Source organism: Pseudomonas sp. GW821-FHT02C04, from assembly GCF_059421845.1.
This window is the reverse complement of sequence record NZ_JBWKVT010000001.1, coordinates 1,701,215-1,727,287: the sequence shown is the minus strand read 5'-3', so window position 1 is coordinate 1,727,287 and position 26,073 is coordinate 1,701,215. Positions and strand designations below refer to the sequence as shown.

The 26,073-nt window shown below is 61.7% G+C and carries 31 protein-coding genes; 18 read left to right on the top strand and 13 right to left on the bottom strand.

Features of this window, described 5'->3' with window-relative positions; genetic code table 11:
* Positions 1 to 20 precede the first annotated feature (20 nt).
* Entirely contained in the window at positions 21 to 410 is a 390-nt protein-coding gene (locus AC07VV_RS07895; RefSeq protein WP_495035891.1) for a c-type cytochrome, read from the top strand.
* A gap of 49 nt (positions 411 to 459) precedes the next feature.
* On the opposite strand, the gene AC07VV_RS07890 is transcribed toward AC07VV_RS07895, so the two are convergent.
* Entirely contained in the window at positions 460 to 1,344 is an 885-nt protein-coding gene (locus tag AC07VV_RS07890) for a LysR substrate-binding domain-containing protein (RefSeq protein WP_495035890.1), read from the bottom strand.
* Between the two features lie 160 nt (positions 1,345 to 1,504).
* Between AC07VV_RS07890 and AC07VV_RS07885 the strand changes: the two genes are divergently transcribed.
* The 3 genes from AC07VV_RS07885 (at position 1,505) to AC07VV_RS07875 (ending at position 4,439) form a co-directional block, all read left to right on the top strand.
* Positions 1,505 to 2,806: an NAD(P)/FAD-dependent oxidoreductase gene (locus tag AC07VV_RS07885; protein WP_495035889.1), complete on the top strand. Its 1,302-nt coding sequence runs from the start codon at positions 1,505 to 1,507 to the stop codon at positions 2,804 to 2,806.
* 51 nt (positions 2,807 to 2,857) lie between these two features.
* Positions 2,858 to 3,946 carry a polyamine ABC transporter substrate-binding protein gene (locus AC07VV_RS07880; protein ID WP_495035888.1) on the top strand — a complete coding sequence of 363 codons (1,089 nt, stop codon included), beginning with the start codon at positions 2,858 to 2,860 and terminating at the stop codon, positions 3,944 to 3,946.
* A 157-nt stretch (positions 3,947 to 4,103) separates the two neighbouring features.
* On the top strand, positions 4,104 to 4,439 hold the full coding sequence (locus AC07VV_RS07875; RefSeq protein ID WP_102622033.1) for a hypothetical protein: 336 nt from the start codon (positions 4,104 to 4,106) through the stop codon (positions 4,437 to 4,439).
* A 72-nt stretch (positions 4,440 to 4,511) separates the two neighbouring features.
* Here AC07VV_RS07875 and AC07VV_RS07870 read toward each other — a convergent pair whose 3' ends face one another.
* The gene (locus AC07VV_RS07870) at positions 4,512 to 4,952 is read right to left on the bottom strand and encodes a phage infection protein (RefSeq protein WP_495035887.1); all 441 of its coding nucleotides are present in this window, start codon (positions 4,950 to 4,952) and stop codon (positions 4,512 to 4,514) included.
* A gap of 124 nt (positions 4,953 to 5,076) precedes the next feature.
* Positions 5,077 to 5,646: a chorismate mutase gene (locus AC07VV_RS07865; RefSeq protein WP_495035886.1), complete on the bottom strand. Its 570-nt coding sequence runs from the start codon at positions 5,644 to 5,646 to the stop codon at positions 5,077 to 5,079.
* 160 nt (positions 5,647 to 5,806) lie between these two features.
* On the opposite strand from AC07VV_RS07865, the gene AC07VV_RS07860 reads away from it, so the two are divergent.
* Both AC07VV_RS07860 and AC07VV_RS07855 read left to right on the top strand, forming a co-directional pair.
* Positions 5,807 to 6,580 (top strand): hypothetical protein, encoded by a 774-nt coding sequence (locus tag AC07VV_RS07860; protein ID WP_495035885.1) that lies wholly within the window; start codon positions 5,807 to 5,809, stop codon positions 6,578 to 6,580.
* A 162-nt stretch (positions 6,581 to 6,742) separates the two neighbouring features.
* Positions 6,743 to 8,098 (top strand): MATE family efflux transporter, encoded by a 1,356-nt coding sequence (locus AC07VV_RS07855; protein WP_495035884.1) that lies wholly within the window; start codon positions 6,743 to 6,745, stop codon positions 8,096 to 8,098.
* Positions 8,099 to 8,183: 85 nt separating this feature from the next.
* Here the strand turns inward: AC07VV_RS07855 and AC07VV_RS07850 are convergent, their stop codons facing one another.
* On the bottom strand, positions 8,184 to 9,620 hold the full coding sequence (locus tag AC07VV_RS07850) for an amidase (RefSeq protein WP_495035883.1): 1,437 nt from the start codon (positions 9,618 to 9,620) through the stop codon (positions 8,184 to 8,186).
* 121 nt (positions 9,621 to 9,741) lie between these two features.
* On the opposite strand from AC07VV_RS07850, the gene AC07VV_RS07845 reads away from it, so the two are divergent.
* Both AC07VV_RS07845 and AC07VV_RS07840 read left to right on the top strand, forming a co-directional pair.
* Positions 9,742 to 10,647: a LysR family transcriptional regulator gene (locus tag AC07VV_RS07845; protein WP_495035882.1), complete on the top strand. Its 906-nt coding sequence runs from the start codon at positions 9,742 to 9,744 to the stop codon at positions 10,645 to 10,647.
* Positions 10,648 to 10,701: 54 nt separating this feature from the next.
* A complete protein-coding gene (locus AC07VV_RS07840; protein WP_192558375.1) occupies positions 10,702 to 11,259 on the top strand; it encodes a YceI family protein in 558 nt (185 codons plus the stop codon).
* Positions 11,260 to 11,265: 6 nt separating this feature from the next.
* On the opposite strand, the gene AC07VV_RS07835 is transcribed toward AC07VV_RS07840, so the two are convergent.
* Positions 11,266 to 11,478 carry a YXWGXW repeat-containing protein gene (locus AC07VV_RS07835; RefSeq protein WP_192558374.1) on the bottom strand — a complete coding sequence of 71 codons (213 nt, stop codon included), beginning with the start codon at positions 11,476 to 11,478 and terminating at the stop codon, positions 11,266 to 11,268.
* A gap of 42 nt (positions 11,479 to 11,520) precedes the next feature.
* The gene (locus AC07VV_RS07830; protein WP_102622027.1) at positions 11,521 to 11,844 is read right to left on the bottom strand and encodes a YXWGXW repeat-containing protein; all 324 of its coding nucleotides are present in this window, start codon (positions 11,842 to 11,844) and stop codon (positions 11,521 to 11,523) included.
* A 183-nt stretch (positions 11,845 to 12,027) separates the two neighbouring features.
* On the opposite strand from AC07VV_RS07830, the gene AC07VV_RS07825 reads away from it, so the two are divergent.
* On the top strand, positions 12,028 to 12,714 hold the full coding sequence (locus tag AC07VV_RS07825; protein WP_495035881.1) for a GNAT family N-acetyltransferase: 687 nt from the start codon (positions 12,028 to 12,030) through the stop codon (positions 12,712 to 12,714).
* Between the two features lie 72 nt (positions 12,715 to 12,786).
* On the opposite strand, the gene AC07VV_RS07820 is transcribed toward AC07VV_RS07825, so the two are convergent.
* Positions 12,787 to 13,227: a hotdog fold domain-containing protein gene (locus AC07VV_RS07820; RefSeq protein WP_495035880.1), complete on the bottom strand. Its 441-nt coding sequence runs from the start codon at positions 13,225 to 13,227 to the stop codon at positions 12,787 to 12,789.
* Between the two features lie 163 nt (positions 13,228 to 13,390).
* Here AC07VV_RS07820 and AC07VV_RS07815 point away from each other — a divergent pair, with 163 nt between their 5' ends.
* The gene (locus AC07VV_RS07815) at positions 13,391 to 14,017 is read left to right on the top strand and encodes a TetR/AcrR family transcriptional regulator (protein ID WP_495035879.1); all 627 of its coding nucleotides are present in this window, start codon (positions 13,391 to 13,393) and stop codon (positions 14,015 to 14,017) included.
* 192 nt (positions 14,018 to 14,209) lie between these two features.
* Here the strand turns inward: AC07VV_RS07815 and AC07VV_RS07810 are convergent, their stop codons facing one another.
* Positions 14,210 to 14,842 carry a TetR/AcrR family transcriptional regulator gene (locus AC07VV_RS07810; RefSeq protein WP_495035878.1) on the bottom strand — a complete coding sequence of 211 codons (633 nt, stop codon included), beginning with the start codon at positions 14,840 to 14,842 and terminating at the stop codon, positions 14,210 to 14,212.
* Between the two features lie 87 nt (positions 14,843 to 14,929).
* Here AC07VV_RS07810 and AC07VV_RS07805 point away from each other — a divergent pair, with 87 nt between their 5' ends.
* The gene (locus AC07VV_RS07805) at positions 14,930 to 15,514 is read left to right on the top strand and encodes an NAD(P)H-dependent oxidoreductase (protein ID WP_495035877.1); all 585 of its coding nucleotides are present in this window, start codon (positions 14,930 to 14,932) and stop codon (positions 15,512 to 15,514) included.
* An 18-nt stretch (positions 15,515 to 15,532) separates the two neighbouring features.
* Here AC07VV_RS07805 and AC07VV_RS07800 read toward each other — a convergent pair whose 3' ends face one another.
* Both AC07VV_RS07800 and AC07VV_RS07795 read right to left on the bottom strand, forming a co-directional pair.
* A complete protein-coding gene (locus AC07VV_RS07800) occupies positions 15,533 to 16,651 on the bottom strand; it encodes a DmpA family aminopeptidase (protein WP_495035876.1) in 1,119 nt (372 codons plus the stop codon).
* 27 nt (positions 16,652 to 16,678) lie between these two features.
* A complete protein-coding gene (locus tag AC07VV_RS07795; protein WP_495035875.1) occupies positions 16,679 to 17,782 on the bottom strand; it encodes a polyamine ABC transporter substrate-binding protein in 1,104 nt (367 codons plus the stop codon).
* Positions 17,783 to 17,893: 111 nt separating this feature from the next.
* Between AC07VV_RS07795 and AC07VV_RS07790 the strand changes: the two genes are divergently transcribed.
* Positions 17,894 to 18,667, top strand: a complete 774-nt coding sequence (locus AC07VV_RS07790) for a helix-turn-helix transcriptional regulator (RefSeq protein WP_495035874.1) — start codon at positions 17,894 to 17,896, stop codon at positions 18,665 to 18,667.
* A 6-nt stretch (positions 18,668 to 18,673) separates the two neighbouring features.
* Here the strand turns inward: AC07VV_RS07790 and AC07VV_RS07785 are convergent, their stop codons facing one another.
* A complete protein-coding gene (locus tag AC07VV_RS07785) occupies positions 18,674 to 19,615 on the bottom strand; it encodes a class I SAM-dependent methyltransferase (protein WP_495035873.1) in 942 nt (313 codons plus the stop codon).
* A gap of 188 nt (positions 19,616 to 19,803) precedes the next feature.
* Between AC07VV_RS07785 and AC07VV_RS07780 the strand changes: the two genes are divergently transcribed.
* Positions 19,804 to 20,217: a response regulator gene (locus AC07VV_RS07780; protein WP_457380803.1), complete on the top strand. Its 414-nt coding sequence runs from the start codon at positions 19,804 to 19,806 to the stop codon at positions 20,215 to 20,217.
* Positions 20,218 to 20,283: 66 nt separating this feature from the next.
* Positions 20,284 to 20,952: an HAD family hydrolase gene (locus AC07VV_RS07775; RefSeq protein ID WP_495035872.1), complete on the top strand. Its 669-nt coding sequence runs from the start codon at positions 20,284 to 20,286 to the stop codon at positions 20,950 to 20,952.
* Here AC07VV_RS07775 and AC07VV_RS07770 read toward each other — a convergent pair.
* Positions 20,946 to 21,605: a methyltransferase family protein gene (locus AC07VV_RS07770; protein ID WP_495035871.1), complete on the bottom strand. Its 660-nt coding sequence runs from the start codon at positions 21,603 to 21,605 to the stop codon at positions 20,946 to 20,948. The genes AC07VV_RS07775 and AC07VV_RS07770 overlap by 7 nt on opposite strands.
* Before the next feature lie 164 nt (positions 21,606 to 21,769).
* Between AC07VV_RS07770 and AC07VV_RS07765 the strand changes: the two genes are divergently transcribed.
* Positions 21,770 to 22,687 (top strand): pyridoxal-phosphate dependent enzyme, encoded by a 918-nt coding sequence (locus tag AC07VV_RS07765; protein ID WP_495035870.1) that lies wholly within the window; start codon positions 21,770 to 21,772, stop codon positions 22,685 to 22,687.
* Positions 22,688 to 22,700: 13 nt separating this feature from the next.
* Here AC07VV_RS07765 and AC07VV_RS07760 read toward each other — a convergent pair whose 3' ends face one another.
* A complete protein-coding gene (locus AC07VV_RS07760; RefSeq protein ID WP_495035869.1) occupies positions 22,701 to 23,597 on the bottom strand; it encodes a LysR substrate-binding domain-containing protein in 897 nt (298 codons plus the stop codon).
* A gap of 113 nt (positions 23,598 to 23,710) precedes the next feature.
* Here AC07VV_RS07760 and AC07VV_RS07755 point away from each other — a divergent pair, with 113 nt between their 5' ends.
* From AC07VV_RS07755 to AC07VV_RS07745, 3 genes are read left to right on the top strand one after another with little or no spacing between them, the layout of a single operon-like run.
* Entirely contained in the window at positions 23,711 to 24,733 is a 1,023-nt protein-coding gene (locus tag AC07VV_RS07755; protein WP_249486818.1) for an aldo/keto reductase, read from the top strand.
* The gene (locus tag AC07VV_RS07750) at positions 24,730 to 25,527 is read left to right on the top strand and encodes an SDR family NAD(P)-dependent oxidoreductase (RefSeq protein WP_495035868.1); all 798 of its coding nucleotides are present in this window, start codon (positions 24,730 to 24,732) and stop codon (positions 25,525 to 25,527) included. Before AC07VV_RS07755 ends, AC07VV_RS07750 begins: the two co-directional genes overlap by 4 nt.
* Positions 25,528 to 25,557: 30 nt before the next feature.
* On the top strand, positions 25,558 to 25,968 hold the full coding sequence (locus tag AC07VV_RS07745) for an SRPBCC family protein (protein WP_096822592.1): 411 nt from the start codon (positions 25,558 to 25,560) through the stop codon (positions 25,966 to 25,968).
* Positions 25,969 to 26,073 lie beyond the last annotated feature (105 nt).

Here is a 26,073-nt window from a genome sequence, read left to right as displayed (position 1 = left end):
ACGCCAGCCCGGAACCTGCAATGAAAAACCGCGCCTTACTGACCTTCGCCCTGATCCTCAATGCAGGCCTGCTCAGCACACCCACCCTGGCTGCGGGCGACGCCGAGGCCGGCGCCAAAATCTTCCCGCGCCTGTGCGGCGGTTGCCATCAGGTCGGCGAATCCGCCCGTCCTGGATTCGGCCCGGAACTCAACGGCATCATCGGCCGCCCGGCCGGGACGTCGGCGAACTACGTTTATTCAGATGCCATGAAGAACTCCGGCGTGACCTGGAACCGTGAAACGCTGACGGCGTATCTGAAAGACCCGAAGGGCGTGGTGCCGGGGACGCGGATGATCTTCTGGGGGCTGAGTGATGAGGAGAAGATCGATAATCTGTTGGCGTATCTTCAGACGTTTCCCCAGCAATGAAGCTCCTGCTCGGGAGCTGAGCAAGGCAGCTCTCGTGTGACGTCTCTGTTCAAACCTCGCGCTCGGCCTGCCCCGCAAACCACCCCATCACCACCCCACACGCCGGATGCGAAGCCGCTGAAGGCTGCAAGCACAACGAGTAAATCCCCCCGGTTTTCAGCGGTTCCCCGAACGGCACCACCAGCACGCCACGCTCGATGGATTCTGCCGCCAGGGTCATGTCCGTCACCGCCACGCCCAGTCCCCGCGCCGCCGCATCCAGTGCCAGTTCATCGAGGTTGAACGGGATGTGTCGGTAATCCTCCAGCGGTTTGCCGTCGTTCGCGGCCAGCCATTCGATCCATGCCTGGCGATCTACTGAGCGATGCAGGAGCGGGAAGCGCAGCAACGCTTCCACTGAGCGCGGTGCTCCGTCGAGATTTGGGGCGCACACCGGCACCAGCGTTTCCTGAAACAGCGTCAGGCAATCCGGATCGCTTGATGCTGTCGGCAAATAAAGGATGTAGGCATCGCTGTCGCCGGTCGGTTCGACGACTTCGGTGGCGACGGTTTCGATGGCCAGCGATACCTCGGGATGGCGCAGATAAAAGTCGCTGAGTTTGGGCAGCAACCAACGCACTGCGAGCGACACGTGCATGCGGATACGGAACGGACGTTTCTGCGGAGTGAGGCGTTCTTCGAGGGTTTTCAGTTGCTCGAAAATGCCTCGCGCGCTGGACAGGACCTGTTCGCCTTCCGGCGTCAGGTGCAGGTTGCGGCTGGTGCGCACGAACAGCGCCACGTTGAAGTGACTTTCCAGTTGCTGGATCTGCCGGCTCACGGCGCTTTGGGTCAGGCACAACGTCTGCGCAGCCTGAGTGAAGCTGCCGCATCGGGCGACTTCGACCAGTGCCTGCATGGCTTGCAGGGACGGGACGTGGCGTATTTTATCCATGCGATTTCAGAATGGCTCGATGATTTCTTAGCGTTGGTGAGGTGTTCGAAGACCTTATAGATTCTAGCTCTGGCGGCGATCTTCTCAACACGGGCATGCGATTCACGCATGAGCATCCACAGAACGCAAGCCGCCGAACGACAGTCTTACGAGGTGATGCATGGACAATATCTGTGGCTGGATCGCGCAAGCCGGAAACTCCCCGGCACGCGGTCGCCTGAGCGGGGCGCAAAAAGCCGACTGGCTGGTGATCGGGGCCGGTATCACCGGGCTCAGCGCCGCGCACAACCTCGCGCAACTGCATCCCGAGGCGCGGATTGTGGTGGTGGATCGGCAATCGGCAGCGCAGGGCGCTTCGGCGCGCAACTCGGGATTCGTCGTCGCCCATGAGCACCCGGCCGACAGCGAACTGATCGGCGCCGCAGGCTTTGCCGGGTTTGAAGTCGACACGGCGATTTCCCGCGCCGCCAGCGAAGAAGTCCGCCAACGCATTGCCCGACACGCCATCGACTGCGACTTCCGTGACAGCGGTTATTTCTTTGCCGTGAACGATCCGGCCAAGCTCAATCAGGTCGACGCGAAACTGGCCACGCTGCGCGCCCTTGGTGCCCGCGCCGAGTTTCTGCAAGGCGAGGCGCTGAGCCAGAAGCTCGGCACTCGCCACTATCAGGCCGCGATCTGGTGCGGCAACGGCAATGCGCTGCTGCAACCGGCCAAGTACGTGAAGGGCTTGCTCAATGCGCTCCCGGACAACGTCACGGTGTTCGAGAATACCGACATCTCCGCTCTTGAACGTGTCGGCCAGGGACGTCTGCGTGCCCAAGGTGCCGAAGGCAGTATCGAGGCGAAGCAGGTGCTTGTGTGCCTCAACGCGTTCATTCCCCGCGTCGGCATCAACGACAGCGCCACGTTCCCGATGGAGTTGAGCGCCAGTCTCACGCGCCCGCTCACGGATCAGGAATTCGCGGCCATCGGTTCGGTCGAGCCGTGGGGCGTGCTGTCGACCCGGCCGCTGGGCGCTACCGTGCGGTTGACCCCGGATCGTCGGGTGATGATCCGCAACACCGCCGAGTACCGCACGCGAGACCTGTCCAACCGCGAGCTGGTCCTGCGTCGACAACATCACGTACGCGGTCTGCAACGGCGCTTTCCGTTCCTCGGCGAGCAAGATATTCGCTACACCTGGACCGGTCACCTGAGTGCGACCCGCAGCGGCCAGGCGTATTTCGACCAGGTTGAGGAGGGCGTTTTCGCCGTGGCCGGTTGCAACGGCTCGGGGGTGGCGCGCGGAACCCTGTGGGGACGGCTGTTGGCGGAGCTCGCATCGGGCATCGACTCGCCCTTGCTGCAATCGGTGATGCAACGGGCCGAGCCCGGCTGGCTGCCGCCACGACCTTTCTTCGATATCGGTGCCATGCTTCGCATGCGCGTGGAGGCGGTCAGGGCCAGAACAGAAATCTGAAATTCCGCACATCCCACAAGAACAAAAGCCACTCAATTCAGGTGACAGAACATGCGCGTCAATACACTTTCCCTGGCGGTCTTGCTCGCAACGGCATCGGCGGGCGCACTTGCCGACGAAACGGTCAACATTTCCAATTGGAACGGCTACATCGCCGACGACACCCTGGCCAACTTCACCAAAGACACCGGCATCAAGGCCACCTACGACATTCATGACAGCAACGAAGTGCTGGAATCGAAGTTGATGACCGGCAATACCGGTTACGACGTGGTCAGTCCGTCGAACCACTTTCTGTCGCGGCTGATCAAGGCCGGCGCGATCCAGAAACTCGACAAGTCGCAACTGCCGAACTGGAAGAACCTCGATCCGCAGTTGATGAAGAAACTCGAAGTCAACGACCCGGGCAATCAATACGGCTATCCGTACATGTGGGGCACCGCCGGCATCGGTTACAACGTCGAGAAGATCAAGGCGATCTTCGGCAACACAGACGTTACCCGTTCGTGGAAGATGTTTTTCGAAGAGGACAACATCAAGAAGTTGAGCCAGTGCGGTGTGGCAATCATCGACAACCCGACCCAGGTCTTGCCGATCACCCTCAACTACCTGGGCTTGCCGCCACACAGTCATGAACCGGCGGATTACAAAAAAGCTGAAGCGGCCTTGTTCAAGATTCGCCCTTACGTGCAGTACTTCCATGCGTCGAAGTACATCAGCGATCTGGCCAACGGCAACGTCTGTGCGGTGATCGGCTTCAACGGCGATGTGGTCCAGGCGGCCGCCAGTGCAAGGGAAGCGAAAAACGGTATCGACATCGCCTATTCGATTCCGGACGAAGGCACGACGTTGTGGTTCGACATGGTGGTCATGCCCAAGAACGCGCCCCACGAGAAGAACGGCTACACCTACATGAACTATCTGCTTGAACCCAAGGTGATCGCCAACATCAGCAACAGCATCCACTACGCCAACCCCAACGCGGCTGCCAATGAGTTCCTGACGCCGGCGGTGAAACAGGATCTGGCGATCTATCCGCCGAAAGAAGTGATGGACAAGTTGTTCACCGTGGAAGAGTTTCCGGCGGCGATTGCCCGGTTGACGACGCGGTTGTGGACCAAACTCAAGACCAACACTTGAAACTGAAGAGGTAACGCTGTCGGCGATTAAACCGACAGCGTTACATGAAACACGCTTCATGAAACATTTCCAGATTGATACCAATGTGCCACCGCCTCCAGTAAAGTGTGCGCCGCCCGAGAGATGGATCCCGGGCGTTTACCCATGGAGTCTTGAAGTGAAATACCTCAGCAAAGTAGTCGCCGCCGCACTGTTCGGTGTGGTTCTGGCAGGTTGCACCGGCACCGCGATGAACACCAAACAATACGACAGCAGCCAATACACCGTGATTGGCCACAGCGAAGCGACCGCCACCGGCCTGCTGCTGTTCGGCATTATCCCGATCCGTCAGAACAGCCGTTTCGTCCGCGCTCAGGATGCCGCGATCAAAGCCCGTGGCGGCGACGCGATGATCAACACCCAAGTCCAGGAAAACTGGTTCTGGGCATGGGTTCTGACTGGCTACACCACCAAGATCTCCGGTGACGTGGTCAAGCTGAGAACCGCTCAGTAAGCGACGGTTGGATGTGAAAAAGCCCGGCTGATCAGGCCGGGCTTTTCTTTGTGTTGCGGTAGAGCCGTTGAATCAAGCGACGCGGCGTTCCATCAGGCGATCCGAACCACCTTCAGCTACACGGCGTTCTTGCAGACGATCCGAGCCACCTTCGGCTACGCGACGTTCTTGCAGACGATCCGAGCCACCTTCGGCAACGCGGCGTTCTTGCAGACGATCCGAGCCACCTTCGGCAACGCGACGTTCTTGCAGACGATCCGAGCCACCTTCAGCGACGCGACGTTCTTGCAGACGATCCGAGCCACCTTCAGCTACACGGCGTTCTTGCAGACGATCCGAGCCACCTTCAGCGACGCGGCGTTCTTGCAGGCGATCCGAACCACCTTCAGCTACACGGTGTTCGATCAATCGATCCGAACCGCCTTCGGCGATCATGGTGTGAGCGGGTTTGGCTGCAAAAGCGTTGACTGCAAGAACCGAGAAAGCGATGCCGAGAAGGATTTGGCGTTTCATGATCGTGTGCTCCGGGGTGTTGTTTGTTTGGTATGGAGCCGATCTTACGCCCGGGATTTTTTATGAGAACTTCATTGACGTGATGGTGACTATCGATGCCAGCGATGGATGCCTGAGCCCCGGTTCACGGGGCTGTCGCGCGAACGCATAGCTCCCCGGTGGCGCGGGTCAGGGCCAGTTCGTGCAGCGCGTCATGAGTCAAACCGCTACGCGCCTTGGCCAGCCAAACCGGGCAATTCGGGTCATGACGGTAGGGCGTGAAGTCAGCGTATTGCTGCAACAGGCGGGACTGCAGCTCATCCAGGCGCGGCCGAATCTGTTTGCCCAGGTCCGGACGGGGCGTGTCAGGCGCGGCGCCCGCCGCTTGCCACTTTGCGAGCAAGCCGTATTGCACCAGTTTGTTGGCTTCCATTTGCGCGGCGATCAGTTGCGCCACGTCTTCCGGATCAAGTTTGCGTTCGGCGGCCTGCGTCCGGGCGTTGGCGATGACTTGGGCTTCGCGGGGACTGTCCTGGATCGACTTGCCGCTGTCCCACTTGGTCAGGGCGACGAGGTCGCCGATGTTCAGGCGCTCGTTCAGGGTAGCCACCAATGGCTGCAGAGTCTTTGGAGCTGGAGAGGGCGCGGCTGCGACGGCGATACCGGCACACAGAGACAAAAGAACGACTGCAGATAAACGCAAGGCGCGAGGCATGGAGCATGATCTCAATGGTTATGAACAAGCCTGCGGTTTATCACGGTTATGCAGAAGAGGGCACCTTCAATTTGCATTCAATTCCGTTCGCTAACGACCGATACAGGCTTGTCTCTTTATTTATGACTCGGCGGTGATCTCCGCGAAAAAAGGAATTTCGATGCCACGCAATCTGATGTCACTGATGATTTTCTTTGTGTGTTCAACCGCTGTTGCCGAGACGTTGCCGCCCGGTGCTGACTCGTTCAATCAGTACCTGACTGCATCCTGGGACTGGCAGACGCTGTCGAAGGAGCTTCTGTCGATGGCGACCGAAGACTCGCCGGACAAGGCAAAAGCGAAAGCTGTGGGTGAAAACATTCTTGAGAACAAAAACAAGGCTGAACGCTACCTGGCTCAGTCCATTGAGGAAGGTAATGCCGCCGCTGTATTTTACAAAGCCCGGATGACGGAGTTCGGCGACCCGATGAATCCCGATCTGCAAAAAAAACGTGAGAAGGCCTGCGAACTCTATGGCGACTCCGCCAGAAAAGGTCTGTTGGTCGGCGCCATCGTTTACGCAAAATGCAGCGACACGATTCCCAAGACGCCTCGTTATGACGAGAGTCGGATACTTTTGCGCAATGTGTTGAACGCCGAGGACGCCTACCTGGGGTATTACCCATTTGCCGTTAGCCATGCGTACTGTTTTGAACGAACAGTTGAACCGCCAAAGGCTGATGAAGATCCACTCGCAAGAATAAGGTTGCTGGCACAACCCACGTTGCTCGAAGCTGAGCAGGCACGTGCGGAAGGCTTCTATTATTTGGCTGCCGATTACTCATCCCCTGTCAGCGTTCAATCGCAACAGGATCTGCAGCATGCACTTGAGGCTGGGTGCCAGACAGACGGATTACGGCTGAAGCAAAAGAGTCAAAACCTGAAGCAGCAATAGCTGGAGTGAGGAAAAAGCAGTCAGCGATTTGGAGGAATTGCTGAGCCTCAAGCGGCGCAGATGAAAACTTCTGCAATACACGAGAAGTTCATTGCTCATCGCTCGGAACTCACCGAAGCTATCCTCAATCTGTTCCCGGCAGTCGAGATGGACCTCCGTTCAATGCAAACCACCGCCCCAAAACCTCTCTGGAAAACCTACCTGCTGTTCCTCGCCCCCATGGTGCTGTCGAACTTCCTGCAGTCGATGTCCGGCACGGTCAACAGCATCTACATCGGCCAGATGCTCGGCACTCAGGCGTTGGCGGCGGTGTCGGGGATGTTTCCGATCATCTTTTTCTTCATCGCGCTGGTCATCGGTCTGGGGGCCGGGGCCGGGGTGTTGATCGGGCAGGCGTGGGGCGCGCGTGAGTCGCATATGGTGAAGGCGATTGCCGGGGCGACGTTGCTGCTGGGGGTGTTGATCGGGTTGGTCGCGGCGGTGCTGGGCAGTGTGTTTGCGCGTCAGGCGTTGCAGGGTTTGGGGACGCCGGCGGATGTGCTGGACGATGCGGTGGCCTATGCCCGCGTGATGATGTGGACCTTGCCGTTTGTGCTGGTGTACGTGCTGTTCACTCAGCTGTTGCGCGGGGTGAGCGACACGCTGTCGCCGATGCTGGCTCTGCTGCTGTCGACCGTGGTCGGTCTGGCGCTGACCCCGGCGTTCATTCGCGGATGGCTGGGCTTGCCGCAACTGGGGATTCAGAGCGCGGCGTTCGCCGGACTGGCCGGTACGCTGGCGGCGATGGCGTGGCTGGCATGGAGTCTGATCCGCAAGGGCCATCCACTGGCGCCGGACCGGGAGTTCTTCGGGGCGTTGCGGCTGGACGGCGAGATCCTCGGCAAAGTGTTGCGCATCGGTCTGCCGACCGGGGTGCAGATGATTGTGTTGTCGCTGTCGGAGCTGGTGATTCTGGCGCTGGTCAACCAGCACGGTTCCCAGGCGACGGCGGCCTATGGCGCGGTGACGCAGATCGTCAACTACGTGCAGTTTCCGGCGCTGTCGATTGCAATCACCGCGTCGATTCTCGGCGCCCAGGCGATTGGCGCCGGGCGGCTGGAACGGATGGGCCCGATCCTGCGCACCGGGCTGTGGATCAACGTGTGCCTGACCGGTGGCTTGATTGTGCTCGGTTATCTGTTGTCGCACTGGCTGCTGGGGTTGTTCCTGACCGAAGACTCGACCCGGGCGATGGCCGAACACTTGCTGCACATCATGCTGTGGAGCCTGTTGATCTTCGGCTTCCAGGCGATCATCGGCGGGATCATGCGCGCCAGCGGCACGGTGCTGGTACCCGTCGCGATCGCGATCATTTGCGTGGTCGGTGTGCAGTTGCCGGCGGCGTACTGGCTGGACGGGCAGTTTGGTTTGCAGGGTGTGTGGATGGCGTTCCCGGTGGCGTACCTCGGGATGCTGGTGCTGCAGACGCTGTACTACAAACTGGTCTGGCAGCATCAGAAAATCGAGCGGCTGGTTTGATGGCGCGGGGGTGATCGAACGGCCCGATCAGCAAAGGGCTGTCCTGTGAGGGACAGCCCTTTTTTGTGTGCGACGGAAAGGGCTGTTAATTCGGATTGCCGACCCGAATCCGGGGGCGTCGAAGCTGCCACGGCAAGGCCTGTTCGAGTTGCCCGCCCAGACGCAACAACAGGTCATCGGCGCCGAAACGTGCGGCAAATTGCAGGCCTATCGGCAGGCCGCTGCCGGACATGCCCAGTGGCAGTGAAATCGCCGGGGTTCCCGCGACATTGAACACCGGCGTGAAGGGCGAGTGCTCGAAGACCCGCGCCGTCCATTGCAGGCCGTCCAGGGTGTCGGCGCCGCGATTGTAGGTGCCGATGGGTTGGGGCAGGCGTGGCAGGGTCGGGGTCAGCAGCACGTCAATCTCCTCGAACCACGCGGCCACCTGACGGGCGACGCTGTTGCGCACCTCCAGCGCGGCGGCGAAGTCTGTGCCCCGTGATTGCTGGCCGAAGGCGTAGCAGGCGAGGGTGGCCGGTTCCAGGGTGCTGCGATCGACGGGGCGCCGGGTTGTGGTGGCGAGATGGTCGATCCAGCGCACCAGGCTGGCACACCAGATATGCGCGTTGGCCTCGACGAAGGCGTCCCACGACAGACCGAGCGGCGCCCGGACGGTTTCAACCTGATGGCCGAGAGATTCGAGTTCACGGGCAACACGAGCGGTGGCATCGGCGATATCGGGATCGACACTGGCCCCGTTCCACGGCGTATCGAGCAAGCCGATGCGCAATCGTCCGGGATTGCGGCCGACCTGAGCCAGAAAGCCTTCGGCCGGTGCCGCCGTGTGATAGGGATCTCCCGGTGCACAGCCCTGCACCACATCCATCAGCGCCGCGCTGTCGCGCACCGTCCGCGACAGGCCCAATTGCACGCCGAGCCCGACAAACACTTCATCCATCAATGGCCCGTGGGAGCTACGGCCTCGCGTCGGCTTGAGGCCCACCAGACCATTGAAGGCTGCCGGAACGCGGATCGATCCTGCCGCGTCGGTGGCATGGGCGATGGGCACGATGCCGGCGGCGACAGCCGCGCCGGCGCCACCGCTCGAGCCCCCGGCGGAAAGTTGCGGGTTCCACGGATTGCGGGTCGAGCCTTGCAGGAGGGAGTCGGTTTCGGTGCTGAACGCCATTTCCGGGGTGGTGGTGCGGCCGAGGGTGATGAGCCCGGCGGCGTTGAAGCGTTGCATCAGCGTGGAGTCGCTTTCAGCGACCAGACCCTGCGCGAGTCGGCTACCCAGTTCATTGCGTCGCCCGGCAGCAGTGATCGCCAGATCCTTGATCAGAAACGGCACCCCGGCCAACGGGCCGCTGCCGGTAGTCCCGGTCGGCGTCCAGTGCTCGATGACCGCGTTGATCGATGGGTTGACCTGTTGCATCGCTTCGATGGCCAGTGCGGCCAGCTCTTTGGCGTGGACTTCGCCGGACGCAACCAACTGCGCGAGGCCAATGCCATCGTGTTCGGCGTATTCGTTGAGTTTCATGGGTTATCACTCCGAGAGGGAGCGTCGATATTAGGTCGCAGGGTCTCAGCTGATTAGCCCATAATCGCGGCATGAAATGTGCCATGAGTGGCACAGTCCATTGTCCTCAGGCAGGCCCGAAATGATCCGCGATTTGAACGACACGCTGGTGTTTGTCTGCGTGGTGCGGCTCGGCAGTTTCACCGCTGCCGCCCACGCCTTGCAGGTTCCGAAAACCACGGTCAGCCGCCGGGTGCGCGAGCTGGAGCAGGCCATCGGTGTGCAACTGCTGCGCCGCACCACCCGCCAGTTGAGCCTGACCGAGGCGGGCGCGGTGTATTACGAGCAGTGCAAAACCATCGCCGACACCCTCGAACACGCAGAACGGGCCGTGCATCAATTGCGTGACGGGCCGCGTGGCTGGTTGCGGGTAACGGTGCCGTTTTCATTCGGGGTGAGTTGGTTTGCACCGTTGCTGGCGGGGTTTCGTCAGGCGTACCCGGAAATTCGCCTGGAGATTCTGGCCTCTCATGTGCCGATGGATCTGGTGGGCGAGGAGATCGATGTGGCGCTGCGGCTGGGAGCATTGCCGGACTCGAGTCTGATCGCCCGGCGGCTGGCCAGTTTTGCCACGGGCATTTACGCGACCCCGGCATATCTCGCGCATCACGGTACGCCGCAAACCCCGGAAGAGTTGCTTCACCATCAAACATTGACGCTGCATCAGGCCCGTCGCGATGTCGGTTATATCTGGCCGTTGCGGCGGGAAGGGGCGCGTCTGAGGGACTATCGTGTCGAGCCCACCATCCTCGCCAACGACCCGGCACTGTTGCACGACGCGTTGCTGGCAGGCGAGGGACTGATCCTGGCGATGGACCAGAGCATGAAAGCGGATGTGCAGGCCGGACGCCTGATCCGCGTACTGCCGGAGTGGATCGGCCCGCCGCAGGATCTCAACGCGGTCACGGCTCGCGAACATCTGCCATCGCCCAAGGTGACCGCGTTGATCGGTTACCTGAAGGCGCGCATGAACGGTGAAGTGGCATAATCGCCCGATGTTTGCTTAAGTCAGTCGAGGTCCACCGAGGCACCGGAGCATCCCATGTCGATTCGATTGTTGTTGGTTGCCGCGTGTTGCCTGATCGTCATGCCGGCGGCGCAGGCGGTGGAGTACACCCGGGTCAATACCACCGCCAGCCAGATCAGTTTCACCTACAACCAGATGGGCTCGCGGATGTACGGCACGTTCGGCAAGTTCGATGCGACGCTGGACTTCGACACCGAGCATCTGGGCAGCGCCCGCACCACGTTGCACATCGACCTCACCAGCATCGACGCCGGCAGCGAAGACGCCAACACGGAGCTGGTGAAACCGGCGTGGTTCGACACGCAAAAGTTTCCGACGGCGGTGTTCGAATCGACCCGTTTCAGTCGGGTCGATGAAAACCATTACCTGGTTGCCGGCCGACTCACGCTCAAAGGTGTCACCCGCGAGGTGCAGGTCCCGGTGCAATTGAAGCCGGACAGCAGCATCGGCATCTTCGACGGTGAACTCGTGCTCAAGCGCGACGCATTCGGCCTTGGTGCCGGGGAGTGGGCCGACACCGTGGTTTCGAACGACATCGCGATCAAGTTCAAGGTCGTTGCACCGGCGCAGTGACCGGCCTCAATACGCCCGCCAATGCCCTGGCACCCAGCGCCATTGGTTGCCGGCCCAGCGATAATGGCCGGCGACCCAGTGATAACCCGGCGCAGGCATTACCGGGACCACTTCGACGATCGGTGGTGGCCGGTGCGGGCGGACCGGTTCGACGACGCAGCCCGACAGGGTGATTGCCACGAGTGAGGCGGCGAGCAAGGTTTTTATGGTTTTCGACATGACGATGTTCCTGGTGGGTGACGTGGGCGGGCAGGCGAGCACTCAACGCACCCAATGGCCTTCAATCCAGTACCAGTTCGGCCCGCGGGCCTGCCAGTGGCCCGGTTTCCAGCGTGCGCCGTGACGCACCGGTTGCCAGTGTCCCGGCACCCACGCGTAACCTCGACCTTCCCAGCGCCAATGGCCCTGATCCCAGGCATAACCGGGCCGTGCACCGGGCATCGGCTCCATACGCATCGGTGGCGGGGCTTCACGGATGATGATTTCGGGTTGGGCAAACACCGGGGTACTGGCCAGCGCGGCCAGTGTCAGCGGCACCAGCAGCAGGGCTTTTCGCCATTTGAACAGGGAACGCAGAACGTTCATGACAACTCCTCAGGGCCTGCGTCGGGAAATGAACGCAGTTGAAGAATTGGACGCCAGATCGGCGAAAGATCCGTTCTCGGGCAGATGAAATTTTTGTCAGGCTTGCACAGGGTATGATGTCGCGGTTCGCCGGTCGCTCAACCCGCCCGGCAGCTTGTGTTTTACCGCCGGAGTTCACCCGCCATGCCCCGCATCACCCACTACAAATCCCCGTGCCCCGAGAGCGTCAACAGCCAGATCCTGCAAATGGTGGTCGACTACCTGACCGACATCAGCGCCATCGGTCTGGGCCCGAGCAACCTGCTGTACAACGTCTATCAGTACGCGGTCGGCTACGAGGTGCATTTGTATCTGGAGGCGCTGAACGGCGAGAAGGGCACCGAAGTGGAACTGCTGGTCGCCACTGATGAGCATGACCCGGAGCAGGTGATCGGCTTCCTGTTGTACTTGCCTGTGCAGGGTGATTGGGAAGCGTGCAACGTGGCCTATCTGGCGGTACAGCAGCCGTACCGTCGTCAGGGTGTGGCCCGGGCGTTGATCGCCGACATGGTGACGCGTTACCCCCATGCCGAGCTGACGTGCAGCGTGGGTAAAGTTCCGTATTTCGAAGCACTGGGTTTTGAAGTGCTGGGCCAACTGGAGACTCAGGTCCTGATGAGCACCCGGCATTACCGCAGCAACGGCTTGCGCGGTTTTATCGACACCACGCCGATTTACCGCTCGCTCGAAGTGCAGCAGATCCACACCTACCTGCTGCAAAAACATGGCAAACGCGCAATGGTCGACGCCGAGAAGCAGCGTGACCGGCATCTGGATCAAGTCACGCGCCACACCGAAGAATTTGTCCGCCAGCGTCTGACCGTTCACTGATCCTGCGTCTGGCGAGCGGCAAAAAGCCCTTGTTGCGATGACGGCAACAAGGGCTTTTTTGTGCCCGTGATTTCAGGACAGCTTCACGTTCATGGTGATCCGCGCCGTGAACACTTTCTTGCCTTCGGCGTCGTGGATGTCCACCGGCACGATCTTGTCGCCTTCGCTCTGCCAGTCCAGCGCTTCGCCATTGGCCACGGCGGTCACATCGGATTTGGCCTTGGCGAGGTACTCGACCGTCATGCCTTTGGGAATCCAGCGGGCGCCGGCGGGAATCGACACGTCAGTCATCATTCCGGCCGCCAGTTCGGCGGCGTTGCACATGGCGATGGCGTGCACGGTGCCGAGGTGGTTGGTGATCTCGCGACGGAACGGCACCTGCACCGTTGCCGAGCCTGCGCGCAACTCGCTGACCAACGGATTGATGTTGCTGAAATACGGCGCGACCTGACAGGCCATCTGGCTGAACGCTTGGGGGCCGGCGCTGATGAACATGCTGAGAAACTGACTCATGGTGAAGCCTCGCGATTAGGGAAGTTACAGAATTATGTTCCGTTACAGAATATTGTTCTGTAACGGAACGGTATTCTGTCCGTGGGAAATCTGTCAACCTAGGCGCGTTTCGATTACCGGCACGGGCGTGCCTTTCAACCGGATTTACAAGGCCTTCAACCCCATGGACACCGCAGATCTACTCGAGCGCAGCTACCCCGGACGCCGGGCCGAACTCAAGCGCGACATCTTTCGCAAGGCCTTGCGCCTGTTCAACGAACAGGGGATCGAGGCCACCACCATCGAAATGATCCGCGCCGAGTGCGACACCAGTGTCGGCGCGATCTATCACCATTTCGGCAACAAGGAAGGGCTGGTGGCCGCGTTGTTTTTCACCGCCCTGGAGGATCAGGCGCGCCTGCGCGATGCCTATCTGGCCGACGCGACGACCACCGAAGAGGGCGTGCAGGCGCTGGTCTTCAGCTATGTGGATTGGGTCGAGAACCAGCCGGAGTGGGCGCGGTTCCAGTATCACGCGCGTTATGCCGTGACCCGGGGGCCGCACAAGGACGAACTGGCCACTCGCAACAAGACGCGCAATCTGAGCCTGCGCACCTGGCTGAGTGAGCCCGGGCGCGCCGCCGAACTCAATGAGTGTCCCGCCGAGCTGCTGCCGTCGCTGATCGTCGGTCAGGCGGACAGCTATTGCCGGGCATGGTTGTCCGGGCGGGTGAAGGGCAGTCCGAAGGCTTATCGCGAGTTGTTGGCTCAAGCCACGTGGCGTTCGATACGCTGCGAACCTGAAGACTGATTTTCAAAGACAAAAAAAGAGCCTCAAGACTCTTTGATAGGGAGGAGTAGAGCCCGTGAGGCTCAAGATGCGCGTGAAACAAAGTGCGGGCTTGATTGGGGTTCAGGGCACCTGCACCTACGCAGCGGTTTGGCGAACCAAGCGACTGCGTATCTCCATCCTAGAAAGGTACGGTGGCGGTCTCAAGTACCGTCAGTCACTTGCTTTTGCGACGCTGGCGGCGGCCCTTTCGACCATTGCGGTGATGGTTGCAAACAGCTCGTCGCGAGCCTGCGCAGCACTGATTTCGTCGGTCGCCGCCGCTTGAGACAGCGCCTCGGCGGCGCCGAGCATGGCGCGTAATCCCGCCTGGGTAATGTCGCCACCCTCAGCGAAAGGCGACAGCACACTGCGGCACTTCTCCAGGAAAATCGCCTCGTACTCGCGCTTGATCTTCTCCAGTTCCGGCGTGCTCGCCAGCGCGGCGATCACCCCGGGAATCTCGTTGCCCTGGGTCAGCACACAATCGACATACGCCGTGGCGATCACCGAGGCGGTGCCGCTCAACGTTGCCTCGCAATTGCCTAGCGCAACATCCATCAGCGCGGTCTGGCGCCTGTCGAAATCCTGATACAGCGCAGCGAGCAAACCGGCGCGGGTGGTGAAGTGGTCGTAGACCACCGGTTTGGTCACGCCAGCCTTTTCCGCCAGATAACCCAGGGTCAGCGCATCGGTGCCTTCTTCGCGAATCAATTGCCAGGCCATGTCGAGCAACTGGCGCTGGCGGTCTTCCCGTGACAGGCGTCGGCGGGGCTGGGTGGCTTCGGGAATTTCAGTGGTTGACATCGCTTATATACCAAACGTAACTTACGATTCGTAACTTACCAAGAGTATATAGCCCTTGGTCAGCATCCACCAAACGGAGATTTCCCCATGCACGCATTGATTGTTGTGGCTCATGACGACCCTCGTTCGCTGACCCATGCGCTGGCGCAGCAGATTGCCAAAGGCCTGTCAGAGAGCGATCCGTCCAACACCTTCGAAATCGCTGACCTGCACGCCGAGGAATTCGATCCGCGTTTTGGCGTGGCCGATTGGGCCGTGCATCACCGCGAATCCGCACCGCCAGCAGACGTCCTGGCCGAGCAGGCACGAATCGACCGCGCCGATGCGCTGGTGCTGGTGTATCCGGTGTTCTGGTGGTCGATGCCGGCGCTGCTCAAGGGCTGGATCGACCGGGTGTTCAGCAATGGCTGGGCGTTTGATTTCGACGGTGATTCGACCCTGAAGAAGCTCGGACGACTGCGTGTGCAACTGGTCGCACTCGGCGGGGCGGATGCACGCACCTACGAACGCCACGGCTACGGCGCGGCGATGAAGGCGCAGATCGACCACGGCATTTTCGATTATTGCGGGGCGACGGTGGCGGGCTCGGCGTTGTTGCTGGAGTCCGAGTTGCGCGACCCTGCGGTGCAACTGCAGGCGGCGCGCGAACTCGGACTTGGCTTGTTCCGCTAAAGGTCTTTGGGAACAGTTTCAGCGAGCGCCGGGCCAGCCTGCTTTATCCAGGGCGGCGAGCAGGGTCGCGGCATCCAGCCCCGGCACCGAATGCCCGTTGCCTTCGGTGCTGTCGCTGGCAAGCAGGGCGTTGATGATCGCTTCTTCAACCGCCTCGGTCGCCGCCAGAAACAGCTCGCTGATGTGGTCGTTGTTGACCATCCGCAAGCCGTCACAGGTCGACGCGCCTTTGCCTTCATAGGCGGCGGGCGGGATATGGCCGTTGCCGGTGGCGAAGGCGATGAAGATGTCGCCGCTGTGGTCTTCGTTACCGCCGCCAGTACGCGCCAGGCCGAGGCTCGCCCGTTGCGCCAGTCGCGTGCATTGATGCGGCAACAACGGCGCATCGGTGGCCAGGCACACCACGATCGAACCCATGCCCGGATGCGGCAGCGAGGCACGCAGGAACGGCGAATCCACCTGTTCCATATAGCGCCCGACCGGGTAGCCATCGACCCGCAATTCGCTGCGAATTCCATGGTTGGCCTGGACAATGGCGCCCACTGTCCAGCCGCCCTGAGCCTTGCTCAATCGGCGCGATGCGCTGCCGATCCCGCCCTTGAATTCATGGCAGATCATGCCGCTGCCACCGCCCACCGCGCCTTCCTGCACGGGGCCATCGACTGCATTGCTCATGGCTTCGGCAACGTGTTCGGGCTTCACATGAAAGCCGTTGATGTCGTTGAGCAACCCATCGAAGGTTTCCAGCACCACCGGCATGTTCCAGTAGAGACGACCGTCGTCCGGTTGCTGCGCGCGATCCAGCTCGATCAAGGCATCGCGCACCACGCCGAGGCTGTGGGTGTTGGTGAAGGCGATCGGGCTGGTCAGCAGGCCGGCCTCGCGAATCCATTCCAGCCCCGTGGCATCACCGTTGCCGTTGAGTACGTGAACGCCGGCAAAACACGGTTGTGCATTGGTCGAACCTGCGCGCGGTTCGATCAGGGTGACGCCGGTGCAGATGTCGCGTCCGGCGGCGCTTTGCCCCCGCACATTGCTGTGGCCGATCCGCACGCCGGGTACGTCGGTGATGGCATTGAGCGGGCCGGGCTGCAGTTGGCCGATGCGGATATGGAGATCGCGGGCTCTTGGTTTCATGGTGTTTTCTTCTCTGTTCATTTTTGATTATTGGCCGTTCTTGACCTTGCTCCAGACCCGAGTGCGCACCCGTTCGGTGGCTTTGGGCAGGGGCTCGAGGGTGAACAACGTGGCCATCGCCGTGGCAGACGGATACACCGCCGGGTTGTCGCGGGTGGCTTCGGCGACCAGCGCGGTGGCGGCGCGGTTGCCGTTGGGGTAGGAGAGGTGATCGCTGACCGGCGCAATCACGTCGGGCCGCAGCAGGTAGTCGATGAACGCCAGGCCCTGGGTCGGATGCGGCGCGTCCTTGAGCAGTACCAGCGTGTCGAACCACACCGGCGCGCCTTCTTTCGGCAGGCTGTACTGGATCTTCACGCCGTTGCCGGCCTGTTCGGCGTTGGTCTTGGCTTCGAGCATTGCGCCCGACCAGCCGACCGCCACGCAGATGTTGCCGTTGGACAGATCACTGATGAATTTCGAGGAGTTGAAGTAGGCGATGTGCGGGCGCAGTTTCAGCAACAGCGCTTCGGCTTTCTGATAGTCCTCGGCGTTGGTGCTGTTCGGTGGCAGGCCGAGATAATGCAATGCGACCGGGAGCATTTCCGATGGCGAATCGAGCATCGCCACGCCGCACTCGCCGAGCTTGGCCAGGTTTTCTTCCTTGAACACCAGATCCCAGGAGTCCACCGGCGCCTTGTCGCCGAGCGCGGCGCGCACCTTGTCGACGTTGTAGCCGATGCCGTTGGTGCCCCACAGATACGGCACGGCGTACTGGTTACCGGGGTCGTTGTTGGCCAGTTTGCTCAGCAGGTCGTTGTCGAGGTTCTTCCAGCCTGGCAGTTGATTGCGGGGCAACGGGGCGAGGGCGCCGGCCTTGATCAGGGTCGGCAGGCTGAAGTTGCTCGCCACTACCACGTCGTAGCCGCTGTGGCTGGTCATCAGTTTGCCTTCCAGCACTTCGGCGCTGTCGAAGGTGTCGTAGACCGGCTCGATGCCGCTGTCACGCTTAAAGTCATGCAGGGTGTTCGGACCGATGTAGTCGTACCAGTTGTAGACATGCACACTCGGCGCATCGGCCGCTTGCGCACTCAGCGCAGCGGACAAAACGCCCATCAGACCCAGGTTGATATACCCACGATGACAACGCATGATGCGGCACTCCTGGCCTGCGGCAGGCCGGTGATGAACAGGAGTGGTCAGCCTATCGGGCAGGCCGCGCCAGACCCATTCCCATCATGGGTTACTCAAAAGGGGTAGAGCGTGGACGCGTTGCTGCAGGAATTGCCGGTGCATCAGAGCCTGTCGCGGGTATTCGCCACCATCGGCCAGGACGGTTTCTGGCGAGCGCTGGTCGATACCTTGCGGCTGCTGGTGCCGCTGGACAATGCGTTGGTGGCGTTGATGCAGACGGGGCGCCCGCCGCAATTGCTGATCGACGTCGACAGCCAGGGCCGCGCCGATGAACAGGAAGAACTGGCCGGTTACTGTGCCGGCATGTACTTGCTCGACCCGTTCTATCAGGCCGCGTGCTCCGGGATCACCGACGGTTTGCACAGCCTCGCGTCCGTGGCGCCGGACCAGTTTCTGCACAGCGAGTACTACCTGAGCTACTTCCGTTCGGTGGTCGGCGCGGATGAGTTGCAATTCATGGTCAACACCGATGACGGCGTGCTCGGCTTGTCGATGGGCCGAGCGACGGCGTTCGGTTTGCAGGAGCAGGGACGCCTGCTGTGCGTGCGGGACTGGGTGTTGTCAGCGATGCGCCGACATGTGCAGTTGATGCCGCCGCAAGGGGCGGCCATCGAGGCGCAGGTCGGCGATCTGGCGGCGCTGCTGGACCGTTTCGACGCGCGGCTGACCGCGCGCGAAATCGATACGGCGCGCCTGATTCTCCAGGGCTTCTCGAGCAAAGCCATCGCCCAGCACATGCACATTTCGCCGGAGACCGTGAAGGTGCATCGGCGCAATCTCTATCACAAGCTCAACGTCACCGGGCATGGCGAGTTGTTTGCGCTGGTGTTGCGCCCGCGCTGAGCAGGGTTAACCGATCTGCTTGAACAGCAGCGCCTTCAGACCGCTTTCAGGGTCGACATCCGGAAACTCCGGTGGATTTTCCAGCCGCTGTTCGAAGCGCAGGCTCGGCGCCTCTTGGGTCACACCATCGATCAGGAAGTCCGGACCGAACGCTGGATCGTTCATGCAGGCCAGCACCGTGCCTTGGGCCGTCAGCAGTTCCGGCAGGCGGCGCAGTACGCGCTGGTAATCCTTGGTCAGCAGGAAACTGCCTTTCTGGAACGACGGCGGGTCGATGATCACCAGATCATACGGGCCGCTGTTGATGACCTTGCCCCAGGACTTGAACAGGTCGTGGCCGAGAAAACTCACCTTGCTCAGGTCATGCCCGTTCAGGCGGTGATTGTCGCGGCCGCGGCTCAGCGCGGCGCGGGACATGTCGAGGTTGACCACATGGCTGGCGTCGCCCTCGATGGCTGCCACCGAGAAACCACAGGTGTAGGCGAACAGGTTCAGCACCCGTTTGCCGGCTGCCTGCTCGCGGACCCAGTTGCGGCCGTAGCGCATGTCGAGGAACAGCCCGGCGTTCTGCTTGCGACCCAGATCCACGCGGTATTTCAGCCCGCCCTCGACGATCGTCATCTCGTCGATTTCTTCGCCCAGCAGCCATTCGGCGGTGCTTTGCGGCAGGTAGCGATGCTGGATCAACAGGGTGTGGGCGCCGGACTGCTGCCATGGCGCTGAACCGGTGATCTCCAGCAACAGACGCTTGAGGTCTTCCAGTTGCGAAGCCTCGGGTTCCTTGAACAGCGACACCAGCACCACGCCTTGCAGCCAGTCGACGGTGAGCTGTTCCAGCCCCGGCCAGCAACGCCCGCGCCCATGGAACAGGCGCCGGGTTTCGGCCGGCGCCGAAGTCAGCGCGGTGAGCAGGTGGGCGTGGAGAACGGCGAGGGCTTGAGGGTTCATCAATCGGGATCGGCCAGCAAAAGGGCGCGCATTTTAACCGCAATTACGGGTCGGCGACTGCCCGTTGACCGGGTGTTATCGAAAAGACCTGTATCAAAAATGAATTTCTGTAGAAGGCGCTGCTCATACCAGATAAGCAGCGGGATCAAGCCGCTAAATCGTTCATGCAATTCAGGGAGTGCCAGTTCATGTGTCCAATTCCGACGTCGAGCGCGCACCTTCCTGGCGGGTTGATTCTGGTAGTCGAGGATGATCCGTTGATTCTGGAGTTTTTGTGCGAAATTCTTCAGGAGGAAGGTTTCAAGGTCGAGCCGCAGACCAGTGCCGATGCGGCGTCGCGATACCTGGAAGAGCACGCGCCGGAAGTCGCGCTGCTGCTCACCGACATCACCATGCCCGGCACCCTCAATGGCGCGGACCTGGCCAATCTGGTCGGCGAGCGCTGGCCGGAAAAACCGGTGATGGTCATGTCCGGTTATGAAACGCCCGAGACCTCCGGCGTCCGCCATCCGGTGGCGTTCATCAAGAAGCCCTGGGCCATCGGCCAGTTGCTCGATTGCGTGGACGACGCATTCAAATCCAAGGCACCGCGTCTGCACTGACGCCTTCGGCAAATGCTACATTGCCGGGCATATTTGTCCGGCCCGTTGCCTAAGGATGCGAACCCCTTGTCTGCTCACGATGCTGTTTTCAATCGCGCGTTCGGCGCGTTCCTGTTCGACATGGACGGCACCGTCCTCAACTCCATCGCCGCCGCCGAGCGAATCTGGGCGGCCTGGGCCGAGCGTCATGGCGTTGATGTCGAGACGTTCCTGCCGACCATCCACGGCGTGCGCGCCATCGACACCATCACTCGCTTGAACCTGCCGGGCGTGGACGCCGAGGCGCAGGCGGCGTTCATTACCGAGGCGGAAATCGAAGATGTCGAGGGCATTGTCGAGATTCCCGGTGCGGCGGCGTTTCTCAAGTCGTTGCCGGCAGATCGCTGGGCCATGGTGACCTCGGCGCCACGGGATCTGGCGCTGCGACGGATGGCGGCGGCGGGGATTCCCGAGCCTGCTGTGATGATCACGGCTGAAGATGTGACGGCGGGTAAACCTGACCCGGCCGGCTATCGACTGGCCGCCAAACGTCTGGGACTGGAACCGGCCGATTGCCTGATTTTCGAAGACGCGACTGTTGGCATTCAGGCGGCGGAAGCGGCCGGTGCGCCGTTGATGATCATCACCGCGACTCACCAGCATCCGATTGAAACCCCACACACGACCATCGCCAGTTACCGCGACGTTGCGCTGAGCATCGACAGCAACGGCCAACTAAGCCTGCGACTTCAGTAAACCCCCGGCAACAACCGCCAGCTGCGCGCGCAATAGGCATCGTACTCGGTGCCAAACTGGGTGCGTAGCAAGGCTTCTTCTGAATGGATGCGGGCAATCAGCGGGATCAGCGTCAGCGCCGCCAGCAGGATCCCGACGACTGAACGAAACGCCAGTGCCCAGCCCAGCGCATTGATCACCAGCCCCAGATAGCTGGGGTTGCGCAGGTGCGTGTAGATGCCTTCGGTGACCAGTCGATGTCCCGGCTGAATCGCGACCAAGCCGCTGAAGCGGTGGCCCAGAACGAACACCGGCCACAGGCGCAACGCACCGCCGGCGATGAACAACAACGCCCCCAGCCAACGGGTGCCTTCGCGGCCCACGGTCCAGAAACCGATGCGGTCGCAATAAGCCGGCAGAAAAGCACTGACCAACCCGATCACGCCGAACGCCGGAATCACCCATCGATTGGCTCGGTCCTCGCGTTCGCCGGAGCTCAGGTTCACCTCGCTGAACAACGACACCACCACCATCGCCAGTGTCGCCAGCGCGACCACTACCAGCGCGCCGTGGGAAAAGAACACCGCCACGCCACCAATGCCCCACATCGCCAGCCCCAGGTAGGCGAGAGTGGCGATTACCGCGACGACGGTCATTTGCGCTGACATTTTCATAGGCACCTCACGGCTGTTCCGTTCAGTGTAGATCGCTGCACGATCCCCGGCGTTTACCGTCGAGGGGGCAGGGTGAACTAAGCTTCAGACAGGGACGTTTCGACTTCAACCGTCCACGCGCCGGCGAACAGGTCGCCCGGGCGTGGCGTCATCAGGAGTCCGCCATGCTGCACATCCGCACGCCGTTGATCCTCCATCCGACCCTGTCGACCACCTCCCGGCGTATCTGGCTGAAACTGGAAAACCTGCAACCCTGTGGCTCGTTCAAATTGCGCGGCATGGGCCTGCTGTGCAGTCAGGCAGCGGCGCAGGGCAAACTTAAAGTGGTCTGTCCGTCCGGTGGCAACGCTGGCCTGGCCACTGCAGTGGCGGCGGCCAGCCTGGGTTTGCAAGCCTGCATCGTGGTGCCGCACACCACCCCTGAGGCCACCCGCGCACGCATCCGCCGCACTGGCGCGGAGGTCATCGTCCACGGCAAAGTCTGGGACGAGGCCAACCAGCGAGCACGGGAACTGGCCAGTGCGGCGGACACCGAATACGTGCCGGCCTTCGATCACCCGGTGTTGTGGCAAGGACACAGCACGATGATCGATGAAATCCTCGAAGACTGCCCGCAGTTCGACACCGTGGTCACCTCGGTCGGCGGCGGGGGATTGCTCGCAGGAATCCTCACGGGGCTGCTGCGTCATGACCGGCGTGACTGCCGGATTATCACCTGTGAAACCCAGGGCGCCGCCTCGTTTGCCGCTGCCGTACAGGCTGGTCACCCGGTGCGCCTGAGCAAGATCGACACCGTTGCCACTTCTCTTGGCGCCGCGCAGGTAGCGGAGTGGCCGGTGCAGCACATCGGCGAGTTCGATCACGAATGCCTGGTACTGTCCGATGACGACGCGATCATGGGCGTGGTGCGTTATGCCAGTGATCTGCGGCAACTGGTGGAGCCGGCGTGCGGGGTGTCGCTGGCGGTGGCTTACCTTGACCATCCGGCGCTGGCGGGGGCTCGGGATGTGGTGATTGTGGTGTGTGGCGGGGTGAGTATCAGTGCGCAGTTGGTGGCGGGGTGGGCGCGGTTGGGCGTTTGAACCGCGCCTTTAGTCACGCGCCCGAGATGTCCGAGCCCGTCAGTACGGTTCTGAACGTCTCAACCAACGGCCGCAAATTGACCCGATGCCAAGCCGCCCACAACGGCGTGGTGAACGCCAGCCACGGTACTTCCCGCAACACCACACCCGGCGGGGCGTTGTGGCTCAGGCCTTTCTGGATCATCGCAATCCCAAGCCCTGAAGCCACCAGCCCCAGCGCGGTGAACGGCTCGGTCGCCTGCATCCGCACATCCGGGGTGAAGCCGGCGCGCAGGCAGGCACTCACAAAATCGTCGCCCGCATCCTGACGCGGTTGCACGCCGATCCACTCCTGAGTGGCCAGATCCTCCGGGGTCAGCGAGGCCTGTGCGGCCAATGGATGCTGCTCCGGCAGCGCCAGCAGCATCGGGTCGTCCAGTACCTGAAAGCCCAGCAAGTCCGGATCGTCGGTCGTCGGCGGTTCGCTGACCAGCGCGATATCGAGGCTACGCTGACGCAGGCCTTCGAGTTGTTCGGCGGAGCTGAGGTTGTACAGCGCGACGTGCACGTTCGGCCGATCCGCCCGCAGCACGCGCAACGCATTGGGCAATACGCCGGCGTGCATGGCGTTCTCGATGTAGCCGATGCACAAACCGCCTTCTTCGCCACGACCCAGGCGTTTGCCGAGGGATTCCAGGCGATTGGCGTGGGTCAGCAAGGCGCGGGTTTCGGCAAGGAACGTATGGCCGTCGCGGGTCAGGCGGATGCGTTGCTGGCTGCGTTCGAACAGGGTCAGGCCCAGGCGTTCTTCGAGCTGGGCGATCTGCCGGCTCAGGGGCGACTGGGAAATGTGCAGGCGTTCGGCCGCGCGGCCGACGTGCTCTTCTTCGGCGACGACCACAAAGTAGCGCAATTGGCGGAAATCGATCATGTCAGACCTATAGGGACTCAAGTGCTGCGCATTATGTCTTGGACGGTCTGAGTGCCGCAATCTAGGATCTGCTCAACGGTCAACCACGACCCAGACACTACGAGGAAATCCCCATGAGCTTGAAAGACAAACTGCCCGGCCAACTGGGCTTCGGCACCGCGCCACTGGGCAACATGTTCCGCGCCATTCCTGAGGAAGAAGCCCAGGCCACCGTGCATGCGGCGTGGGATGCCGGCGTGCGTTACTTTGACACCGCGCCGTTCTACGGCTCGGGCCTTTCGGAAATCCGCCTCGGCGAAGCGCTGTCCCGCTACAAGCGCGACGACTATGTGCTCAGCACCAAGGTCGGCCGGGTCATTCTCGATGAAGTCGAAGACGCCGCCGCCCGGGATCTGGGCGAGAAGAGCGGGGTGTTCGAACATGGCCGCCCGAACAAGATCGTCAACGACTACAGCGCCGACGCCACCTTGCGCTCGATCGAAGACAGTCTCGAACGCCTGAAAACCGATCGCCTCGACATCGTCTGGGTCCACGACATCGCTCAGGATTTTTACGGTGACCAATGGCTGGAGTACTTCAATCAGGCCCGCACCGGGGCCTTCAAAGTCCTGACCCGCCTGCGCGAAGAAGGCGTGATCAAGGGCTGGGGCCTGGGCGTGAATAAGGTTGAGCCCTGCGAGTTGACGCTCGACCTGACCGAGGCGCAGCCTGACGGCTTCCTGTTGGCCGGCCGCTACACCTTGCTCGATCACGACCGCGCCCTGCAGCGTCTGATGGATTCGGCACGTGCACAAAACGTCGAGATCGTCGTCGGCGGCCCTTACAGCTCGGGGATCCTGGCCGGTGGCGCGCACTTCGAATACCAGAAGGCCAGCCCGCAGATCATTGCCAAGGTCGAGCAGATCAAACGCATCGCCGCCGCCCACGGCGTGGATGTCAAAGCAGCTGCACTACAATTCTCGCTGGCCAATCCGGCCGTGGCGGCAGTGATTCCCGGCGCGAGCAAACCGGGGCGCATCGCCGAAGACATGGCGGCGCTGTCGGCGGTCATTCCGGCCGGTTTCTGGCAGGCCATGCGTGAAGCGAAACTGGTGTCCGAACGTGCACCATTACCTATCGACGAGGTGAAAGCATGAAGATCGATCTGAGCGGAAAACTGGCAATTGTCAGCGGCAGCACGGCGGGTATCGGTTTGGGCATCAGCCAGTCACTGGCCGAGGCAGGCGCCACGGTGGTGGTGATCGGTCGCGACGCTGCCAAGGTCGAGCAGGCACTGGCGAGCATTCGGCAAGCCGTTCCGGGCGCGCAATTGCGTGGTCTGACGGCGGATCTGGGCACGGCCGAAGGCGCGCAGAAACTGTTCGCCGCTGAACCGAAAGCCGACATCCTGGTGAACAACCTCGGGATCTACAACGCCGTGGATTTCTTCGACGCGCCCGACGATGAGTGGACGCGCTTCTATGAAATCAACGTGATCTCCGGCGTGCGCCTGTCCCGGCATTACGTGCCGGCGATGGTCGAGCAGGGTTGGGGCCGGGTGATCTTTCTGTCTTCGGAATCCGGCGTGGCCACCCCGGCCGACATGATCAACTACGGCGTGACCAAAAGCGCCAACCTCGCAGTGTCCCATGGCCTGGCCAAACGGCTGGCCGGCACTGGTGTCACGGTCAATGCAATCCTGCCGGGGCCGACCTTCACCGACGGCGTCGAAGAGATGCTCAAGGATGCTGCCGCCGAGTCCGGCCGCAGCCTGCGGGACGAGGCCGACGCGTTTGTGCGCCGGGCCCGTCCGACCTCGATCATCCAGCGCGTGGCCAATGTCGAAGAAGTCGCGCATCTGGTGACCTACATCGCTTCACCGCTGTCCTCGGCCACCACCGGCGCTGCATTGCGCGTCGACGGCGGCGTGGTCGACAGCCTGGCAATCTGAACCTGAATTCTTTGAGAGAGACGTTTATTTATGGCAACAGCATCAGCATTCATCGATATCCCGGCCTCGGCCGATCAGGTCTGGCAATTGATCGGCGGTTTCAACACGCTGCCGGACTGGCTGCCGTTCATTCCCAAGAGTGAACTGAGCGACGGCGGTCGTGTACGCACCCTGCAAACCGCCGACGGCGCAGTGGTGATCGAGCGTCTGGAGACGTTCGATAACGCGGGCAAGACCTACAGCTACTCGATCGAGCAGGCACCGTTTCCGGCCACGGATTATCTGGCGACGATTCGCGTCGAAGCCCAGGGGCAGGGCGCGCGGGTGACGTGGTCGGGACGCTTCACGGCCAAGGGCGTGAGCGATGAGGAAGTGGTGGCGCTGTTCAGCGGCATCTATCAGGGCGGCCTCGAAGCGCTGCGCGCCAACTACCCGGCCTGAGTTGATCGTTCCCACGCTCCGCGTGGGAATGCAGCCCGGGACGCTCTGCGTCCCATTCGAGAGCTGGAACGCGGAGCGTCCCTTGAGGAATTCCCACGCAGAGCG

Excerpts from the sequence above, each read along its gene's own strand:
- AC07VV_RS07895 (WP_495035891.1), top strand. The coding sequence starts at position 21 with ATGAAAAACCGCGCCTTACTGACCTTCGCCCTGATCCTCAATGCAGGC.
- AC07VV_RS07890 (WP_495035890.1), bottom strand. The coding sequence starts at position 1,344 with ATGGATAAAATACGCCACGTCCCGTCCCTGCAAGCCATGCAGGCACTG.
- AC07VV_RS07885 (WP_495035889.1), top strand. The coding sequence starts at position 1,505 with ATGGACAATATCTGTGGCTGGATCGCGCAAGCCGGAAACTCCCCGGCA.
- AC07VV_RS07880 (WP_495035888.1), top strand. The coding sequence starts at position 2,858 with ATGCGCGTCAATACACTTTCCCTGGCGGTCTTGCTCGCAACGGCATCG.
- AC07VV_RS07870 (WP_495035887.1), bottom strand. The coding sequence starts at position 4,952 with ATGAAACGCCAAATCCTTCTCGGCATCGCTTTCTCGGTTCTTGCAGTC.
- AC07VV_RS07865 (WP_495035886.1), bottom strand. The coding sequence starts at position 5,646 with ATGCCTCGCGCCTTGCGTTTATCTGCAGTCGTTCTTTTGTCTCTGTGT.
- AC07VV_RS07860 (WP_495035885.1), top strand. The coding sequence starts at position 5,807 with ATGCCACGCAATCTGATGTCACTGATGATTTTCTTTGTGTGTTCAACC.
- AC07VV_RS07855 (WP_495035884.1), top strand. The coding sequence starts at position 6,743 with ATGCAAACCACCGCCCCAAAACCTCTCTGGAAAACCTACCTGCTGTTC.
- AC07VV_RS07850 (WP_495035883.1), bottom strand. The coding sequence starts at position 9,620 with ATGAAACTCAACGAATACGCCGAACACGATGGCATTGGCCTCGCGCAG.
- AC07VV_RS07845 (WP_495035882.1), top strand. The coding sequence starts at position 9,742 with ATGATCCGCGATTTGAACGACACGCTGGTGTTTGTCTGCGTGGTGCGG.
- AC07VV_RS07840 (WP_192558375.1), top strand. The coding sequence starts at position 10,702 with ATGTCGATTCGATTGTTGTTGGTTGCCGCGTGTTGCCTGATCGTCATG.
- AC07VV_RS07835 (WP_192558374.1), bottom strand. The coding sequence starts at position 11,478 with ATGTCGAAAACCATAAAAACCTTGCTCGCCGCCTCACTCGTGGCAATC.
- AC07VV_RS07830 (WP_102622027.1), bottom strand. The coding sequence starts at position 11,844 with ATGAACGTTCTGCGTTCCCTGTTCAAATGGCGAAAAGCCCTGCTGCTG.
- AC07VV_RS07825 (WP_495035881.1), top strand. The coding sequence starts at position 12,028 with ATGCCCCGCATCACCCACTACAAATCCCCGTGCCCCGAGAGCGTCAAC.
- AC07VV_RS07820 (WP_495035880.1), bottom strand. The coding sequence starts at position 13,227 with ATGAGTCAGTTTCTCAGCATGTTCATCAGCGCCGGCCCCCAAGCGTTC.
- AC07VV_RS07815 (WP_495035879.1), top strand. The coding sequence starts at position 13,391 with ATGGACACCGCAGATCTACTCGAGCGCAGCTACCCCGGACGCCGGGCC.
- AC07VV_RS07810 (WP_495035878.1), bottom strand. The coding sequence starts at position 14,842 with ATGTCAACCACTGAAATTCCCGAAGCCACCCAGCCCCGCCGACGCCTG.
- AC07VV_RS07805 (WP_495035877.1), top strand. The coding sequence starts at position 14,930 with ATGCACGCATTGATTGTTGTGGCTCATGACGACCCTCGTTCGCTGACC.
- AC07VV_RS07800 (WP_495035876.1), bottom strand. The coding sequence starts at position 16,651 with ATGAAACCAAGAGCCCGCGATCTCCATATCCGCATCGGCCAACTGCAG.
- AC07VV_RS07795 (WP_495035875.1), bottom strand. The coding sequence starts at position 17,782 with ATGCGTTGTCATCGTGGGTATATCAACCTGGGTCTGATGGGCGTTTTG.
- AC07VV_RS07785 (WP_495035873.1), bottom strand. The coding sequence starts at position 19,615 with ATGAACCCTCAAGCCCTCGCCGTTCTCCACGCCCACCTGCTCACCGCG.
- AC07VV_RS07780 (WP_457380803.1), top strand. The coding sequence starts at position 19,804 with ATGTGTCCAATTCCGACGTCGAGCGCGCACCTTCCTGGCGGGTTGATT.
- AC07VV_RS07770 (WP_495035871.1), bottom strand. The coding sequence starts at position 21,605 with ATGAAAATGTCAGCGCAAATGACCGTCGTCGCGGTAATCGCCACTCTC.
- AC07VV_RS07765 (WP_495035870.1), top strand. The coding sequence starts at position 21,770 with ATGCTGCACATCCGCACGCCGTTGATCCTCCATCCGACCCTGTCGACC.
- AC07VV_RS07760 (WP_495035869.1), bottom strand. The coding sequence starts at position 23,597 with ATGATCGATTTCCGCCAATTGCGCTACTTTGTGGTCGTCGCCGAAGAA.
- AC07VV_RS07755 (WP_249486818.1), top strand. The coding sequence starts at position 23,711 with ATGAGCTTGAAAGACAAACTGCCCGGCCAACTGGGCTTCGGCACCGCG.
- AC07VV_RS07750 (WP_495035868.1), top strand. The coding sequence starts at position 24,730 with ATGAAGATCGATCTGAGCGGAAAACTGGCAATTGTCAGCGGCAGCACG.
- AC07VV_RS07745 (WP_096822592.1), top strand. The coding sequence starts at position 25,558 with ATGGCAACAGCATCAGCATTCATCGATATCCCGGCCTCGGCCGATCAG.